The 16075-nt window shown below is 51.8% G+C and carries 15 protein-coding genes and 1 tRNA gene; 5 read left to right on the top strand and 11 right to left on the bottom strand.

The genetic code is table 11. From position 1 onward, the window contains the following. Positions 1-156 precede the first annotated feature (156 nt). The 4 genes from EI42_RS07595 to serS all read right to left on the bottom strand — a co-directional run bounded on the left by EI42_RS07595 (position 157) and on the right by serS (position 4503). Positions 157-1197 (bottom strand): sigma-54 interaction domain-containing protein, encoded by a 1041-nt coding sequence (locus tag EI42_RS07595; protein WP_111320503.1) that lies wholly within the window; start codon positions 1195-1197, stop codon positions 157-159. Between the two features lie 88 nt (positions 1198-1285). Beyond that, positions 1286-2746: a DUF4388 domain-containing protein gene (locus tag EI42_RS07590; RefSeq protein WP_111320501.1), complete on the bottom strand. Its 1461-nt coding sequence runs from the start codon at positions 2744-2746 to the stop codon at positions 1286-1288. A 279-nt stretch (positions 2747-3025) separates the two neighbouring features. Then, positions 3026-3109: transfer RNA gene (locus EI42_RS07585), tRNA-Ser, on the bottom strand. A 125-nt stretch (positions 3110-3234) separates the two neighbouring features. Further along, the gene (gene serS, locus EI42_RS07580) at positions 3235-4503 is read right to left on the bottom strand and encodes a serine--tRNA ligase (RefSeq protein WP_111320499.1); all 1269 of its coding nucleotides are present in this window, start codon (positions 4501-4503) and stop codon (positions 3235-3237) included. A 297-nt stretch (positions 4504-4800) separates the two neighbouring features. Here serS and EI42_RS07575 point away from each other — a divergent pair, with 297 nt between their 5' ends. Both EI42_RS07575 and EI42_RS07570 read left to right on the top strand, forming a co-directional pair. After that, complete coding sequence (locus EI42_RS07575) at positions 4801-5268, top strand: ribonuclease FAU-1 family protein (RefSeq protein WP_170142435.1); 468 nt, start codon at positions 4801-4803, stop codon at positions 5266-5268. 264 nt (positions 5269-5532) lie between these two features. After that, positions 5533-5994, top strand: a complete 462-nt coding sequence (locus tag EI42_RS07570) for an HAD hydrolase family protein (protein WP_111320495.1) — start codon at positions 5533-5535, stop codon at positions 5992-5994. 176 nt (positions 5995-6170) lie between these two features. Here the strand turns inward: EI42_RS07570 and EI42_RS07565 are convergent, their stop codons facing one another. The 3 genes from EI42_RS07565 to EI42_RS07555 form a co-directional block, all read right to left on the bottom strand. Further along, positions 6171-6746, bottom strand: a complete 576-nt coding sequence (locus tag EI42_RS07565) for a GTP-binding protein (RefSeq protein ID WP_111320493.1) — start codon at positions 6744-6746, stop codon at positions 6171-6173. A gap of 15 nt (positions 6747-6761) precedes the next feature. Beyond that, positions 6762-7256, bottom strand: a complete 495-nt coding sequence (locus EI42_RS07560) for a roadblock/LC7 domain-containing protein (protein WP_111320701.1) — start codon at positions 7254-7256, stop codon at positions 6762-6764. A gap of 71 nt (positions 7257-7327) precedes the next feature. Continuing rightward, complete coding sequence (locus EI42_RS07555) at positions 7328-7693, bottom strand: roadblock/LC7 domain-containing protein (protein ID WP_111320491.1); 366 nt, start codon at positions 7691-7693, stop codon at positions 7328-7330. A gap of 400 nt (positions 7694-8093) precedes the next feature. Between EI42_RS07555 and EI42_RS07550 the strand changes: the two genes are divergently transcribed. After that, on the top strand, positions 8094-8540 hold the full coding sequence (locus EI42_RS07550) for an N-acetylmuramoyl-L-alanine amidase (protein WP_170142434.1): 447 nt from the start codon (positions 8094-8096) through the stop codon (positions 8538-8540). Between the two features lie 29 nt (positions 8541-8569). Here EI42_RS07550 and guaB read toward each other — a convergent pair whose 3' ends face one another. Then, positions 8570-10066 (bottom strand): IMP dehydrogenase, encoded by a 1497-nt coding sequence (gene guaB, locus EI42_RS07545; protein ID WP_111320487.1) that lies wholly within the window; start codon positions 10064-10066, stop codon positions 8570-8572. 664 nt (positions 10067-10730) lie between these two features. Between guaB and EI42_RS07540 the strand changes: the two genes are divergently transcribed. Together EI42_RS07540 and EI42_RS07535 are read left to right on the top strand one after the other, a co-directional pair. Next, on the top strand, positions 10731-11711 hold the full coding sequence (locus EI42_RS07540; RefSeq protein WP_111320485.1) for an ABC transporter ATP-binding protein: 981 nt from the start codon (positions 10731-10733) through the stop codon (positions 11709-11711). Continuing rightward, positions 11712-12482 carry an ABC transporter permease gene (locus tag EI42_RS07535; protein WP_111320483.1) on the top strand — a complete coding sequence of 257 codons (771 nt, stop codon included), beginning with the start codon at positions 11712-11714 and terminating at the stop codon, positions 12480-12482. It abuts the gene before it with no gap. Between the two features lie 60 nt (positions 12483-12542). On the opposite strand, the gene EI42_RS07530 is transcribed toward EI42_RS07535, so the two are convergent. The 3 genes from EI42_RS07530 to EI42_RS07520 all read right to left on the bottom strand — a co-directional run bounded on the left by EI42_RS07530 (position 12543) and on the right by EI42_RS07520 (position 16032). Beyond that, the gene (locus EI42_RS07530) at positions 12543-13040 is read right to left on the bottom strand and encodes a vitamin K epoxide reductase family protein (RefSeq protein ID WP_111320481.1); all 498 of its coding nucleotides are present in this window, start codon (positions 13038-13040) and stop codon (positions 12543-12545) included. Positions 13041-13210: 170 nt separating this feature from the next. Further along, entirely contained in the window at positions 13211-13951 is a 741-nt protein-coding gene (locus tag EI42_RS07525) for a DUF2182 domain-containing protein (RefSeq protein WP_111320479.1), read from the bottom strand. Between the two features lie 254 nt (positions 13952-14205). Then, positions 14206-16032, bottom strand: a complete 1827-nt coding sequence (locus tag EI42_RS07520) for a copper resistance CopC/CopD family protein (RefSeq protein ID WP_137686204.1) — start codon at positions 16030-16032, stop codon at positions 14206-14208. Positions 16033-16075 lie beyond the last annotated feature (43 nt).

Genomic DNA, 16075 nt, shown 5'->3' with positions numbered 1-16075 from the left:
TCTGCAAACAAAGGAGGAGAGAAGAGATCCGCATACTTTTTCCTCCTCCTTTCACACAGACACAACAACACACCTGCACTTGATACCTATTACTTCTGACTGCAAGGTGACAGCTCTGGCTGCTGTTCGCGCAGTTGCAAGGTCGGATCTTGAAAACTATTGATCCCGCTTCCGCGGAGGCAGCCGATACCGCAATTGATCCCGCGAGATCCCGAGCAAAGCAGCCGCCCGCACCTGATTGCCGTTACACGCTTCCAGAGCTTCATGGATAAACTTTTGCTCTATCGAGCTCAGAAAAGCCCGCAAGTCCAGTCCCTCTGGCGGCAGATGCAACTGTTCTTTGAGCTCATCCAGACGCTGACCGACGTTTCGGCCTGCAAGGCGCACACTCTCTGGTAAGTCCTTTGGACGAATGATATTTTCATCACAGAGAATCTGGCCGCGCTGAATCACGCTCCGCAGCTCACGCACATTGCCGGGCCAGTGATACTGTTGCAGCAGTTCCAGAGCATCATCACTGATCTGTAATGGCTCTTCACTTCCGTTACTGTGAAGCTGTAAGAAGTGCTCAACCAGAGGCACAATATCTTCGGGCCGCTCCCGCAAAGGCGGAAGATAGATTGTTATTACCTTCAGACGATAAAACAGGTCGTCGCGAAAAGTCCTATGCGCAACAGCAGATTGAAGATCAACATTAGTAGCAGAGATCACCCGCAAATCAACATGGATCTCTTTCGTACTGCCTACACGACGAAAGCTCCGGGTTTCGAGGAAACGGAGTAACTTGGCTTGAAGAACAAGAGGCATCGAGCCGATCTCATCGAGGAAAAGCGTTCCACCATCAGCCCGTAGCAGGTACCCCTCGCGTGAAACCTTTGCATCGGTGAAAGCGCCCGCTTCAACACCAAAGAGCTCGGTTTCCAGCAAGGTATCAGGAATTGCGGCGCAGTTAATGTCAACAAACTGGTAGGTTGCCCGGCTGCTTAACTCATGAATAGCGCGTGCGACCACATCTTTGCCGGTGCCGCTCTCGCCCTGCAATAGTACCGTTGTCGAAGGATACTGAGCAACCTGCCAGATCAGCTTGACCACATTTTGCATGGCCGGGCTATGCGCCACAAGCATCTCGGCAAGCTTCGCATCCTGCGCTATATTGTCAGTCGATGTACGGCAAAACGGCATCACACGACCCTTCACACGTACCCCCTTCAACAGAAAGACGACAAAACCACCTTACAAACCACAAACGCTATAACACTACCGACCCACCGCACAAAGATTGCGACTATTGATGGTTAGCATACAACCCTGACTGCAAGGCAATCGGACCGCTCGGCTGTGCCGACTGAGGTCGAGTCACCCAACCACGCCCGGGAACAAAGGTCGCGCCATTGCCACCATTTCCCCATTGTGACTCAGTCTCAAAAGGAAACGCAGAGGAAAACGGAGTTGTGGCCGGCTCTGAAACCGGCGCAGGTGTCCAGGGAGAGACCGTGGTTGCAGCAGATCCAGGCGCAACGTAACCACTATTCAACAATGGGTTACGCAAGTCCGCAGCCGGTGACAACTCATTGGTGTTCGCAGCAGAAGCAGGCGCGACATGGATCAAACCCATCGCAACCAGCTCACCGGCGACCAGACAGAGCTGATCGGGAAGCATTGCCAGCTCCTGACAGGCAGTCTGTAAAGTTGTGTTGCCATCAACGCGCGTCAGGACACGCCATTGCTCCGGCGTCAACTGATACTGCGGATTCTGGTCACGCAGTGCCGAAAGATCAGCCGGAATCAATACCATATCAGGACGCATAAACGACGTATCAATACGCTGAGGAACTACAGGATTGTGCACAGGCTCAAAGTAGGGCGAGCTCTTGGGCGCATTGATTCCCGCAAGCGACGGCGTATCAACCGAGTGCATCGAGTTGTTATAGTTATTATTAAATACCGGCGAGATGGACTCGGTTGCCGGAAGCGAGTTGCTCGCTGGAATGGCATCAAATAAGAGCTGCGAGGCACTGACCGTTCCGGGCTGTACTGGCACTTCTGCCGGGGCAGCGGGTGCCTGAACTGGCTTCTGTTGCTGCACAGGCGACATCTGAGGATACTGTTGTACAGGTGACATCTGCGGCGGCTGCACAGGCGACATCTGCGTCTGCATCGCAGCCATAGGCGACATCTGTTGAGGCTGCAACGGTGACATCTGTGTTGGAGGAATACCCTGTTGTGAAGCGGGGGACGCAGGGTACGACTGAGAAGACGGCAGAGGAGCAGACTGCGCGGAGAACGCAGCGGATAAAAGTGTTGAAATCGTTAAAGCAACCAGCAGGCGTTCAGGTGGAGGAGCAGCATTTTCTTCAAAATAGAGCTCTCCGCTATTCCAGCGCACAAGTACCTGAAGTACTTTCAGGGCATTCTGATACGCCCATGTACGCAGATCATCCTGCCGCACATGTCCCCGATCAATCAGAGCCAGTGCCGTCCGCGTCTCACTCTGGGCATCCGCCCCTAGCGCGAACTGAACATCTTGCGCGGCCTGCATCGAGATCACACCTTCTTGCACAAGGCGCTCGCCAAGTGTGGCGTTGGTGCGCAACGGACCTATACAGATCAAGCGGCCATCGCGACAATAGAACTCAATCCACTGTCCGCCACGTTTCACGACCAACAAGCCGGTCTTAGCATATGCCTCTAAACGTTGCAAAATCTGAGACAAAGGAAACTGTTCTAATGTACCAATAAAAGACACTCTACTTCACCGTCCGTCCAAAATACACTAAGCGTCGTGTGTATAGCACATCCCCCTTACTCTATACACATCACGCCAGGAGAGACTATCACCAATAGTTGCAAGGTGGAGATGTATTCCTGTAGAAAGGATTGCATCCCTGACCTGACAAAGCACGCATGCTTGCATGCTTTCAAGGCGCAGCCTGGGCATGTGTGCCGGACTGACTGTAATAAAAGGCCTTCTTTCATAGCGCGTCTGGGAAATCGACAACAAGAAAGAAGACCTCTAACCCTGAAGCGGAAGGAGAGGGATTCGAACCCCCGGGGCTCATCACCCAGCTGTTTTCAAGACAGCCGCAATAGACCACTCTGCCATCCTTCCGGGATTTACTATACCACATCTTTCTTAAATATGGAAGAGGGTTCCACGGAATTTTTGCCAAAAAGGTTGAAATTGGTGGATTTTCTCTTCCCCCTTGAGGGTCAACGCGCCTCTATAGCCCACCCTTAGCGAGCTGTCAGCACAGCAGTCCCGACATAAGGGCGTAGTACTTTTGGAACAATCACTGTTCCGTCCGCCTGCTGGTAGATTTCCAGAATTGCCGCCATTGTCCGCCCGACTGCCAAGCCAGAGCCATTGAGCGTATGGACATACTCGGCTCGCGCTCCTTTTTCCGGGCGATACTTGATATTCGCTCGCTGTGCCTGAAACGACTCGCAATTGCTAATCGATGAAACCTCAACGTACTGTTCCAGGCTGGGCATCCAGACCTCAACATCGTAGGCTTTTGCCGCGTTAAATGGAAGCTTTCCACCACATAACTCGGCCACACGATAAGGAAGCTCCAACAACTGAAGGATATGCTCCGCATGAGTCAGCATCTCGCCCAGCACTGTATACGATCTGCCCGGCTCCGTGATCTGAAATAACTCAACCTTGTTAAACTGATGCTGACGCAACAACCCTCGTGTTGCCCGAGCTGCTGAGCCAGCTTCACGCCGAAACGCGGTCGTCCACGCTGCATAGCGAATCGGCAACTCATCACCGGAGAGGATAGAGTCCGCGTGCAGCCCGACCAGCGGCACTTCAGCGGTAGGATTCAAAAAGAGCTCATCAGCTGTACAGGCATATGCCTGCTCTTCAAATTTGGGTAGTTGTCCCGCACCCTGCATGACCGAGCGCTTAACCATAAAAGGCGGCATCACCTCGGTATAGCCATGTTCCCGGGTATGGACATCCAGCATAAACGAAATCAAAGCACGCTCAAGCCGCGCTCCCAGACCCTTTAAAGTGACGAAGCGACTACCAGCGACACGCACCCCGCTTTCCGCATCAATAATTCCCAGGCGCGTTCCCAGTTCCCAGTGGGGCAAAGGCTCAAAATGGAACGACAGAGGCTCACCCCAGAGGTGTACTTCACGATTGTTGATTGAATGTTTTCCCTCAGGAACGCCAGCATGCGGAATATTGGGCAAATACAGTAGCAGCCTCTGCAAGCGGGTCTCAATATCCGAGATACGTAGCTCAAGAAGCTGGATATCATGCATAATAGCCTTCATCTGCTTGTTCAGCGGCGGCCGCTGCTCTGGAAGAGCGGTTCGCAGGCTCTCTTTGACCTCTTTCAGCGTGCTATAGAGCCCATCACGCCGCGTAATCAGGCCGCGTCGCTGCTCTGCATGCCGCAAAATTTCATCTATATTCTGCGCATTATGCCGTTTGCGTAGAGCCTCACGCACGACATCGGGATGCTGGCAAACAAAATCAAGATTCATCATGGCTGCTATAGTATAACATATCTCCACATACAGAAACCGAATATATCCAACGGCTTCACCAAACGCTATCATATGAAGCACACCGTGTAAAACAAGAAGCCATTCTGTAACGTACAATAAAAAGAAACGCAAACTCGCTATCGAAGTAAAAAGGGGTCCACTCCGGGTGGCGTGCCCTTTTGAGCAGCACGGCTCGCCCCACTGCTCTATGAAGGGAGGAATTGTCATTGCAATTCTCGGTCCCCATAGGTTAGACTATCTATGAAGGGCTGCTCTGTTATTTCAAGAGGATATTCTATGTATACCGTCATAAAATGTGATCCCAAAGGGGAGGAGAAGATCCGGTATCAGGGAGAGCTACATGCGCAGCTTTCCAATGGTATCGTCATTCAGGCTTACTGGACCTTTCCGACCAAAGAACTGGGTTACACTCGTTTCGAGCCTGGTGACTCTTTCCTTGAATACTACTATACTGATCGCTGGTTTAATATTTTTGATATTGCAGGTGCAGAGGGAGAGCGGAAGGGATGGTACTGCAATATTGTTGAACCAGCTATGATCAAGGGAAATTGTGTGAGGCAGGCAGATCTCTATCTGGATGTCTGGGTCACACCCGATGGCGAGTATCTCGTGCTTGATGAAGACGAGTTCACCGCTGATACCACACTCAGTGCAACGCAACGCAAGGGAGCCCGGCAGGGATTACAGGAACTTCTGCACCTGATCACCAACAAGCAGGATATATTTACTGCTATCTCGCGCTAAGGCTCCATATCGCATTGTCTCGTATGTTCGTTCAGAAGAGGGTTTTCCCACCTTCATAGATACAGAAACCCGCCCGAGTAAATGGAGGCTGTAGAGGCGCCTTCACTCATTTCCGTGGAACCGGCAGCTCTTCTAGCAACCATCCATGAAAGAGCATGAAGCCCGCGGCGCATTATCTCACCTCCACAGGCTTACAGCAGTTTGCGAAACCTGCTAAGGATCACAACAGACGAACAAACATTAGTATGAATTTGGTGAGGAACTATGATTAAGCTCGAAATTCCAGAAAGAAATAGCCTTGAACTGCATCACGCCGTTTTTGATATTAACGGGACATTGGCCGTCGATGGAGTAGCCATCAGTGGAGTGGCCGAGCGGCTACAAAAGCTCTCCGAGCATCTAACCATTCACCTGCTTTCCGCCGGCACACACGACAATATTTCGGGACTGGAACAAACGCTTGGCTATAAGATCCATATCACCCACCGAGGAGAAGAGAAGCTCCGTTATGTCCGCGAACTGGGCCCCTCGAAAGTGGTCACCATTGGCAATGGGGCAAACGATAGCGGGATGTTGCGCCTGGCAGCACTTGGCATTGCCGTTGTCAATCTGGAAGGAGGATCAATCAAGGCCCTGGTCGCGGCTGATGTCGTGGTAGCCAGCCCTATTCATGCGATTGACCTGCTCTTAAAGCCCAAACGCCTGATCGCAACTCTGCGCGGATAGCAGCAAAAAGTGCCGAAGGAAAGAGATGCCTCTTTCACTTCGGCTCAAAAAGCGCAAACAAAACACGCCACGGGAACAGCTCCCGGGCGACATATCTTCTTCTTTCTACCGACTGCTGGATATCTACACGCCAGAATGGTTCAAAAAATAACTGGATTGCTTCCACAGAGAACAGCTTAGAGCTGCGAAATAATGCTTTTACTGATAGCGCGTAGAGTTGCAAAAACGCCTTTCCCTGCGGAGGCAACAGCCTCGAATGAGGGAACGCGACGCCGATTTAAATAGCGATCCAGCACAGGCACAGGAAGAGCATTCGGTAAGTCGCGCTTATTCCATTGCAAGATAAAAGGGAAATGGCCCAGATCCTTACCGAGACGGCGCATATTCATTTCCAGCTCGGCAATGCTCTGGACATTTTCCTCAAACTTCTCGGCCTGTGAGTCAACAACAAACACGATTCCATCTGCACCATTTAAAACAGCCAGGCGCGTGCGTTCATACAGCACCTGGCCCGGTACAGTATAAAGATGGAAACGCGTGCGAAACCCGTGTACTGTTCCGAGATCCAGGGGAAGGAAATCAAAGAACAGAGTACGCTCGGTCTCAGTCGCAATAGAGAGCATCTCTCCCCGGGCATTGGGATTGATGCTTCTATAGACATGCTGCAAGTTTGTTGTCTTGCCACAATAGCCTATGCCGTAATACACGATCTTGCAATGAATCTCGTGAGTTGCAACATTGATAAGTGCCATAGGTGCCAGGTTCCTCTAATCCCGGAAGAGCAGATCAATGGTATCCTCAACGGACGAGCGAAACTGAAGGTTAATCACGGAAGACTTGGTACGCGATGTATCGTTTCGCACACGCTCTAGAATACGTCCCAGTTCATCAGACGCCTTTTTCGAGAGCACTTTCACCAGGCCAATATGAGTGAGTTTATCAAAGATAATCACCAGCAACCACTGTTCTTCCACCATAGCAGTGTAGATGTTCTCCTGAACACCTTGCTGGAAGATACTGCGGAAGTCCTTCTCATTGAGGAGACGAGCAACCTCACGAGAAGAGGAGAAAACACCCGCCAGCAACGCGCCGAGATTGGTTGCTTTGCTACGGGATTCCGCACCCTGAACAGCTACCACCTGACCACTTTTGTCGAGCAGCATTGTTGAAGTGGCATTGGTATCATTCATTAATTTAGCCAATAATGCTGAAATAGTCATCAACTCGCGGTCAGAGATAACCAGATTTGTTAACTGTTCCATGGACGCGCCGCCCTCCGTATACACGCCAGACATTTCTGTAGTTCCTTCAACATCATTAACTAAACCTTAAACTATACTATATCAAGAGCTTCTAATATCTCGCTTCGACTTGCTTTCACCATATGACGTACGCGACCAATCACCGAGGCATTATCCAGCAAGGTGACGAGCAGGGCGAAATCCCCCAATGGATCAATGCTGACAATGCCATGTTCATACTCCATCAGTACACCAACAACGCTCCCCCTGGCAATCTCCCTTCCTAAAGCTTCAGCCGCGCTCAACCCTGAGGTTGTAATGGCACCTACAGCTTCCATATCCTCTTTTCCCTCCCGCGTCAGCCCCTCGATCAAGAGCCCATCACGCCCCACCAGGATCGCCTGACGCACTCCAGGTACAGAGAGAAAGCGGCTCAGTGTCTGTTTTAGATCAACCATTGCTGTCCTCCGCGCACCGGCACTGGTAGACTTCGTTTATAAGATATAAGTCCGAATAGAGTGACCCTTCGCTCATTCTAGCGTATAGTTCAATAAGGGCGCAATGGCATGGGACCTCTTGGCTAATAGGATATCCGTAATTTACGTACTTCTTTACTCCCGATAGGTTTTACGCTCATGCACTTTCTATACGGTTATCGTCAAAAGGCTTCAACCCGGCCCGGCTTTCTATTCTAGCACACCTTGATCGTCTTTACAGCCCTTTTGAAAGCAAAGAAGCAGGTTACAGAGAGTTTTGCTATGTCGATAGATGCTACTGATGAGCCAGGCGTCCTCTGGATGCCCTCTCCGAACTACTTTTCCGGACGAAACGGACATCGCCCGCGCTGGATTATCGTGCATGGCTGGCTTTGAAAGCGCCGAAGCCGTCGGTCACTTCTTCCAGACCGCCGATGTCGCTACACATTATACCATCGGGCGCGATGGCGTGATTGTGCAATCGGTACGTGAGTGCCACGCCGCCTGGGGCAATGGTGGTGTGACTGAAGGCCATGCTCCCTGGTGGAACAGGGCCCTCAACCCGAACTATGTGACTATCTCGATAGAGCATGTCAAACCCAGCCGCGACAACTCAGACGAATTGACCGAGATCCAAAAGCAGGTCAGCTTTCGCCTGATTCGCAGCATCTGCGCGCGACACGACATCCCGATGCAACTGGCAACAGCCGCGGGAGGCATTACCGGCCACTTCTCGATGGACCCGGTTCATCGCCACTTCTGCCCCGGTCCCTATCCCTGGGATGAGCTGATTGCCTTTCTACAACAAAAAAAGGAAGCAGGCCGTTAAAACCTGCTTCCTGCTCAAACATGTGTCTTTTAGTGGCGCTTGGTGCCGTAGTTTGGCGCTTCTTTGGTAATCATCACATCATGCGGGTGGCTCTCACGCAGTCCAGCGCCGGTGATCCGGGTGAAGCGTGTGCGCTCCTGCATATCTTTGATAGTCGCCGAGCCTGTATATCCCATTGCTTGCCGCAGACCACCAACGAGCTGATAGACCAACGGCCCGAGCATCCCTTTATAAGGGACACGCGCCTCAATACCTTCCGCGATCAACTGGCCTTCGCTCTGGCCTTCCTGGAAGTAGCGATCCTTACTGTAACTGCGCTGCTTCATCGCGGCAATCGAACCCATACCACGATAATCTTTGAAGCGCTCACCATGTGAGATAATCAGTTCACCGGGGCTCTCATCTACGCCAGCAAGTAAGCTACCAAGCATCACAGTATCAGCGCCGGCAGCGATCGCTTTCGCAATGTCACCAGAATACTGAATACCGCCGTCAGCAATAACAGGAACACCATATTGATGCGCGACCTTTGCACAATCGTACACCGCTGTAATCTGAGGCATACCAACACCGGCAATCACACGCGTCGTGCAGATTGAACCCGGGCCAACACCGACCTTGATTGCATCAGCTCCGGCCTGAATCAGTGCCTCGGTTGCTTCCGCCGTAACCAGATTACCGGCAATCACATCAACTTGCTTGCCAAAGCGCTCTTTAATTCGCGCAACAGTATCGATAACCATCCGCGAATGCGCGTGCGAGGTATCGACGACAAGCGCATCAACGCCCTCTTCAACCAGCGCTTCGCAGCGTGCATCCGCATCAGCGACACCTACAGCAGCGGCAACGCGCAGGCGCCCATACTCATCCTTTGCTGCGTTGGGGAAGCGGGTCTTCTTCTGAATATCTTTCATGGTGATCAGACCCTTTAACATGCCATGCTCATCCACAACGGGCAGCTTCTCAACCTTGTAGCGATGCAGGCTCTCGCGAGCCTGTTCCAGTGTGGTTCCTACAGGGACGGTTACGAGGTTCTCACTGGTCATCAATTCAGAAACGCGCCGCTCCAGGTTGGTTTCAAAGCGGATGTCACGGTTCGTCAGGATACCGACCAGCTTTCCATTCTCGGTAATGGGAATACCGGAGATATGGAAACGTGCCATCACAGCCAGGGCTTCACTCAAAGCAGCATCCGGTCCCAGTGTAATCGGATCGGTAATCATACCGAATTCCGAGCGCTTGACCTTATCAACTTCTTGCGCCTGATGCTCAATAGAGAGGTTGCGATGAATCACACCAATGCCGCCCTCTCGGGCCAGAGCAATAGCCAAACGGGCCTCAGTTACCGTATCCATAGCGGCGCTGACAATAGGAATGTTGATCTCGATATTGCGCGAAAACAGCGTCCGGGTAGAGACATCACGAGGCAGAACATCAGAGGCAGCCGGGATCAGCAGAACATCGTCAAAAGTCAGCCCCTCTTTCGCAAATTTCTCCTCGAATCCGCCCACGTAGTGCGAAGACATAGTTAACAGCTTCCTCCTATAAAAAATGCCAGCACACGTGCACACGCATGCTGGACTCCCCCACGGGATACAGGTTCATCTTTCTTCACATACACGCTCCACTGCATGTATGACATTTCCATAACAAAGATCTCAGGGAGTCGATACACAACAAATGAATTACTCTTGATTGAATGCCGGTACGTTTTTGGTGTACCCTTCCCAGAAGGCAAATCGTGCAAAAGAAAACACTACCACCGTTCTATCATTCCTCCGGTATTTTCCCTGCACGTATATTTCCAGATAGTGTAGCACCAGACACTATCAGACGTCAAATTTTTCTCACCATAATTTCGGCATATTACCTCAAGCTTATAGCTCTGGTGGTTCTCTTCGGTATTGTACTTATTACTGTCGGCACAGGTGGAGAAAAATAGAGGGCGTCGAGGCGCTCCCTTTGGCCTATTTCTTTCAATAGAAAGAAACCTTGTCAGTCAGGACGAACTGCTGTAAGGTATACAAAGAACAGATAAACCCGCTACTCTCTCTGTACAAAACAGAGAATCTTATCAGTCACGATACCAGTTTCAGCCTGCTCACGGTATTTCAAGCGAGCGTAACAGCGTATCTGGTATGGCATAGCATTTGGATATGTACGCAGGTATCGTGCAAGGAGTGATATCGTATGTCTGCTTATCCGCAGACAACGGTAATGGACACCTCTTCGAGAGAGAGCTATCAGGATGCCATTACCGTTGAACAGTTCAAAAAAAGCTACGGTCCGCATACGGTCGTTGATGGCCTCAGCTTCCGTGTCCATCGGGGCGAGGTCTTTGCGCTTCTCGGCCCTAATGGCGCGGGAAAAACCACAACAGTGGAGACACTTGAGGGATATCGCAAAGCGGATGCCGGAACTATTCGCGTCCTCGGTCTCGATCCGATTCGAGACGCGCAGACCTTAAAGCCCCTGATCGGTGTCGTTCTGCAACAGGATGGGCTCTATCCAGCCTTAACCGCTCGTGAGGTACTGCATCTCTTCGCTGGCTATTTTGCGCATCCCCAGAACCCGGATGAGCTGCTTGAGCGAGTCGGGCTGACCTCGGCGGCAAAAACACGGTGTCGCAGACTCTCAGGTGGCCAGAAACGCCGTCTGGCACTGGCAGTTGCACTTGTTGGCAATCCACAACTGGTCTTTCTCGACGAGCCCACAGCCGGAATGGACCCGCAAGCCCGCCTGGCAACCTGGGAGATCGTTCAGGAGCTCAAACAAAAAGGGGTCACGGTCCTGCTAACCACCCACCTGATGGATGAAGCCGAACGCCTGGCCGACCGAGTCGCTATTATCGATCATGGTCGCCTGATCGCGCTGGACACACCTGAAAATATGATGGGAACGCGCAACGCCCGTAGCCTTCGTTTTGTGGCAGCTTCTGGCCTGGATTGCAGCCGCCTGGCAGCGGCTCTGCCTTCCGCCACAGCCGCCCGCGAGCTCCGCGCAGGCAGCTATATTGTGGAGACGGACGCCCCCGAAAACATCCCGGCGCTGATCGCAGAACTGGCAAGCTGGCTCCGTGACCAGCAGATCACCCTCTCTGAATTACGCGTCGGTCATGGCTCACTGGAAGATTTATTCCTCCGTTTGACTGGCTCGGAGGTACGAGAATAAATGGCAAGCACACTCACAACAACTGACAACAGGGCAGCTTCTTTCGTACAGCAAGTGCTCACCCAGACAAAATATGAGCTTCTGCTGACCGCAAGACGGGGCGAGAACATTCTTGTAACGCTCATTATCCCCGCGCTTCTCCTGATCTTCGCCGCCTCGTTGAATATTGTTCCCGGCCTGAAAGGGAATCCCGTTGATTTCCTCCTGCCGGGCATCATCGCTATTGCTATTATTGCGGCTGGAATGGTGAATCTTGGCATTGCGACCGCCTACGAGCGCTACTATGGCGTCCTCAAGCGTCTGGGTAGTTCGCCCATCTCCCGTGGCGGCTTAATTCTGGCAAAAATTATCTCTATTCTGGTCCTGGAGCTTGTTCAGGTCGCGCTTCTGGTCGGTATTGCAGTCCTGTTCTATCACTGGCAACCTCAGGGATCGCTGCTCCTGACACTGCTTTTTGTTGCGTTGGGGACAACTGCATTCGCCGCGCTTGGCCTTGCGATGGCGGGAGCGCTCCGCGCCGAATTCACACTGGCAGGTGCAAATGCGCTCTTCCTGGTCTTCCTGCTGATCGGCGGCGGTATTGTCCCGCTTGATCGACTTCCGGCGCCGCTGGCAGCCATTTCAGGCATTCTCCCTTCAACCGCACTGACGCAAGCGCTTCAGGCAGCGATGAGCCCGAGCGCTACCTTTCCGCTCAGTCAGTTGCTGGTACTGATCGTCTGGGTTCTGGTGATCCTCTTTGTCGCAATCAAGACATTCAAATGGGAATAGAAAAAAGGGAAGCGGCATCGCCAAACGCTGATGACCGCTCCCCTTGTCTTGTTTCTGCTTCTATTTATGTGCTGAAGAAAGGGAAGGTGTATCTTCCTCCTCAAGCTCATACTCCTCATCTGCATCGGTTCGCGTAAAGAGGATCACGTTCAGGAGCAGCATTGCCAGAATAATCACATGGACAGCTGTACACCAGGCGCAGATGGCGTTCAACACCACAATTTCCAGATAGACCAGATAGAGGACGGACAAAATACCGCAAATAGCCCATGCTAACTGTGTGATAAGCAGCCCGCGCTTCTGCGGCCAGATCTTCCAGGCCAGAAAAGCGATCACCCCACTGACCACAAACCAGACCACGCCCATATATGCTATAGGAATTCGTGTACCGGGAACAAAGGCTCGTGAGCTCGTCAGTACGCTTTCACAATTCACATATCCTGAGTTTGAACAGACCAGCGCCTTGCTATCAAAGTGCACATACACCAGATAAGCTGAAATGGCGAGCCCCGCAATCGAAAGCACGAAAAGTAATAATTGTCCGATTGAACGCTTCATGTGTATCGGTTCCCTTATCACAAAGAATCTCTGTATCTTACAAGAAAAGCAGTCTGTTTCATCACTGCTCAACTGTGTAAAGTATAGCTAACTTACTAAGGAAAAGCAAGCACACGAAAGGATAGTGATCGCTGCTTGCCCCTTTCTGACCTGCATCGCTTCTCGCTCTCCTACACGGAGGCCAGAGCATTATAGATCCCCAGATAGATCCCCAGGCCTACAGCAAGCGCCAACAACACCCCACCACTCACCAGACAGACAAGATGACGCTGTTGCAGTTCACGCTCGCATAACATCAGTACGGTAAAAAGTCCCATCACAAGCAACTGTTGCATTCCTGTGGCAAAAAGCAGCAGCATCAGCGGCCAGCAGGACGCAACACAGACATAGCCATAGCTCAGACCAGCACGTAGTGAGTGGCCCTGTACTTCTTGAAAGCGACAACAGCCAGAGAGGAAACGCCTTTTCCATGTACTGAGCTGATAGAGCCCCGCAAGCAACAGCAAACAGACCAGTATCAGCCAGGAATGAGTATACAACCACCACCAGCGCTCAACCAGTTGATGCACCCCAAAATCACCCACCAGAGCAATACAGGCAAAGAGCGTCCAGCTCGCGCTATAACCAACAAGAAAGCCTGTCTGCCTCTTCCAGAGCATACGCAAACATAATGTATCTGGGAAGCTATTACCCAGAATCGGCAAAATAACAGGAAACATCATAGCGCCAAGCATTATCAGCCAGGCGACCAGAAAAACAGGCAGTACAAGGTACCAGGACAGCCCGCTCTCTTTGAGCAGATAGTCATGATCCAGCCAGACAAGCTGCCCCGTCAGAGAGGCGCCAAGTAGCAGCCCCCAGGCAAGCACAAGGAGAAGCCACGGTAGGAGAATGGCACGCAGGGGAAACATGCTTCGCCCTGCACTTATAGAAGGATGGGAGTTTGCCAATTTCAAAAATACCCCTCAAAATACTCACACAAAACGCCGTCAGCACATACATCTGTTACAAATAGTACCATAGAGTAGTCTGGTAATCCATTTATATTCACCTATCCATATTACATATCAACACTACAGAAGCCGCTTACTTGCCCTTATAAAAAAAGCGGGAACCTGCATCTTGCAGTATTCCCGCATATCTATGTGCGCAGAAATTTTCGGCGCTATTTCACCACAAATTTGAACGAAGCCCGCACGTCGTCAACATCAGGACGCATAATGATCAGCGTCGCCTGCCAGTCACCAGACATGCTGATAACGTTATCGGTTGCCCGATACAGACCCGGTGTCTCCGCGACAGGTTCCAGCTTCACATCAAGTACACCCATATCCATATCAAGCATGGTAAAGCGGGCAATAACATTTTCTGCCTTCTCTACAGGCTTGCCGCTGGCATCCTTCAGATACAGACCAAAGGTATTGCTCCCAACCATGCCAGGAGTAATCACCATCTTATAGCTGATATCGCCAGCGGTCCCTGTATGCTCAATTGAGCCGCTACCACTTCCTCCCTGTGGCGGAGGACTCAGGCTGGTCAGGACACCAACCACACCAAGCAAGGCCACAGCAAACAGCAGTTCACCCCGCAAAGAGCGACGGAATGCCCGCTGTGTCCTCCCTGCAACCAGGGAGGACGCTCCCTGCTCCTCATCATTACTCTGTGCAAAGCGCTTCATCAGCGGGCTGATGCGCAAGAGATGGAACGCTGCCAGCACCAGAATGCCAACAAATACAGCCAGCTTGATTGTCAGTGTCACACCGTATGCGTTGTTCAGAAATGCAGCAAACGAACCAAGCAGAAAATAGGCCTGAACCGAACCGGTGGTCACCAGCACAGCCACACAGATACCGGCAATGACTGAGAAACGCGGAATCAAAATGGCAAGGAAGCGCGTTCGATCGCCAGTACCCGGCTTGAGCACCCGCCAGGCAACAAGGATCGTCAGCAGCAGCACCAGCAGGCCACCAATCCAGAAGCTGGTAGCGCCAAAGTGCAGCATATCCGAGGGCAGCGATAGCCACGGCATCGCGGTCCCCGATGAATGGGAGTTCAGCGAGGTCGTAATCACGATACCCAGACCGGCAAGCAGTAAGATCCAGGAAAGCAGAGAATCGCTGATCTTCCGCCCGGTATAGCGCAGCGACAGCCCCAGAAAGAGAGCCAGTACAATCAGACCAAGCCGCAACAGCCAGATACTTCCAAAGCGGCTGCTGAGGAGAAGACTGCGCCACGATCCACTGCTTAACTGCTGAAAGAAATCACCACCACCGACGACATAGGTCTGATAGAACAGGAACATCAGCCAGCCAAGAATCAGCACGCCAAGACTTCCCAGGATGACGCGATAGACATATTTCTCAATACCCGCGCCAATATCGTTGAGCCCGGAACTGATCGCTTCTCTTGCAAACAACTGTGCAGCAACCGGTCGCCAGACCAGCAACAAGAACGCCAACGAGCCAACCAGGCCAGCTACCCCCAGATAATTGAGCCAGCGAATAGAGATACTCCAGCCATTAAAGTTCTCAACTGGCTGAAGCTTGCTGATCAGCGCACTGGTATCGGTCGGCAGCGTCCCTTTCCCAACTAGAAAACTAAAACTGCCAACATTGGAGTGTCCGTCTTCTCGTGAAACATTGCGAAAAACGACAGTATAAGGACCATCGGGCAGGTCAGGAGGCAAAGAGATTTGCATTGACTTCGGGTCGCCATACGTCACATGGCTATCCTTCAGGTCAATCTGCTGACGCTGCTGATTATAGACTTCCAGTTTGCTGAAATCCGGTTCCACCTCTTCGGAAAACCAGACCTGAACAGAAGCCGGAGCTTTTCCACTCTGTAATGTTGCATCTTTGGGCGGATTGCTACGCACATACTGAGCATGAGCCGAGGCCCGTTGAGGCAGAAAGAACGTCAACAGCACAGCCAGACTCACCACCCAGAACACCTTCTGCAAGCGTCCCAGAGCTCCACTATTCCGGTAATGCATAATGCCTTTCTCAATCACTCAAAAATAGACTTCTCAATAAAAT

Origin of the sequence: Thermosporothrix hazakensis, from assembly GCF_003253565.1 — a bacterium.
GTDB lineage: Bacteria > Chloroflexota > Ktedonobacteria > Ktedonobacterales > Ktedonobacteraceae > Thermosporothrix > Thermosporothrix hazakensis.
This window is presented reverse-complemented; position numbering and strand designations above follow the sequence as displayed.

Excerpts from the sequence above, each read along its gene's own strand:
- serS (WP_111320499.1), bottom strand. The coding sequence starts at position 4,503 with ATGATGAATCTTGATTTTGTTTGCCAGCATCCCGATGTCGTGCGTGAG.
- EI42_RS07575 (WP_170142435.1), top strand. The coding sequence starts at position 4,801 with ATGTATACCGTCATAAAATGTGATCCCAAAGGGGAGGAGAAGATCCGG.
- EI42_RS07570 (WP_111320495.1), top strand. The coding sequence starts at position 5,533 with ATGATTAAGCTCGAAATTCCAGAAAGAAATAGCCTTGAACTGCATCAC.
- EI42_RS07565 (WP_111320493.1), bottom strand. The coding sequence starts at position 6,746 with ATGGCACTTATCAATGTTGCAACTCACGAGATTCATTGCAAGATCGTG.
- EI42_RS07560 (WP_111320701.1), bottom strand. The coding sequence starts at position 7,256 with ATGGAACAGTTAACAAATCTGGTTATCTCTGACCGCGAGTTGATGACT.
- EI42_RS07555 (WP_111320491.1), bottom strand. The coding sequence starts at position 7,693 with ATGGTTGATCTAAAACAGACACTGAGCCGCTTTCTCTCTGTACCTGGA.
- EI42_RS07550 (WP_170142434.1), top strand. The coding sequence starts at position 8,094 with ATGGCTGGCTTTGAAAGCGCCGAAGCCGTCGGTCACTTCTTCCAGACC.
- guaB (WP_111320487.1), bottom strand. The coding sequence starts at position 10,066 with ATGTCTTCGCACTACGTGGGCGGATTCGAGGAGAAATTTGCGAAAGAG.
- EI42_RS07540 (WP_111320485.1), top strand. The coding sequence starts at position 10,731 with ATGTCTGCTTATCCGCAGACAACGGTAATGGACACCTCTTCGAGAGAG.
- EI42_RS07535 (WP_111320483.1), top strand. The coding sequence starts at position 11,712 with ATGGCAAGCACACTCACAACAACTGACAACAGGGCAGCTTCTTTCGTA.
- EI42_RS07530 (WP_111320481.1), bottom strand. The coding sequence starts at position 13,040 with ATGAAGCGTTCAATCGGACAATTATTACTTTTCGTGCTTTCGATTGCG.
- EI42_RS07525 (WP_111320479.1), bottom strand. The coding sequence starts at position 13,951 with ATGTTTCCCCTGCGTGCCATTCTCCTACCGTGGCTTCTCCTTGTGCTT.
- EI42_RS07520 (WP_137686204.1), bottom strand. The coding sequence starts at position 16,032 with ATGCATTACCGGAATAGTGGAGCTCTGGGACGCTTGCAGAAGGTGTTC.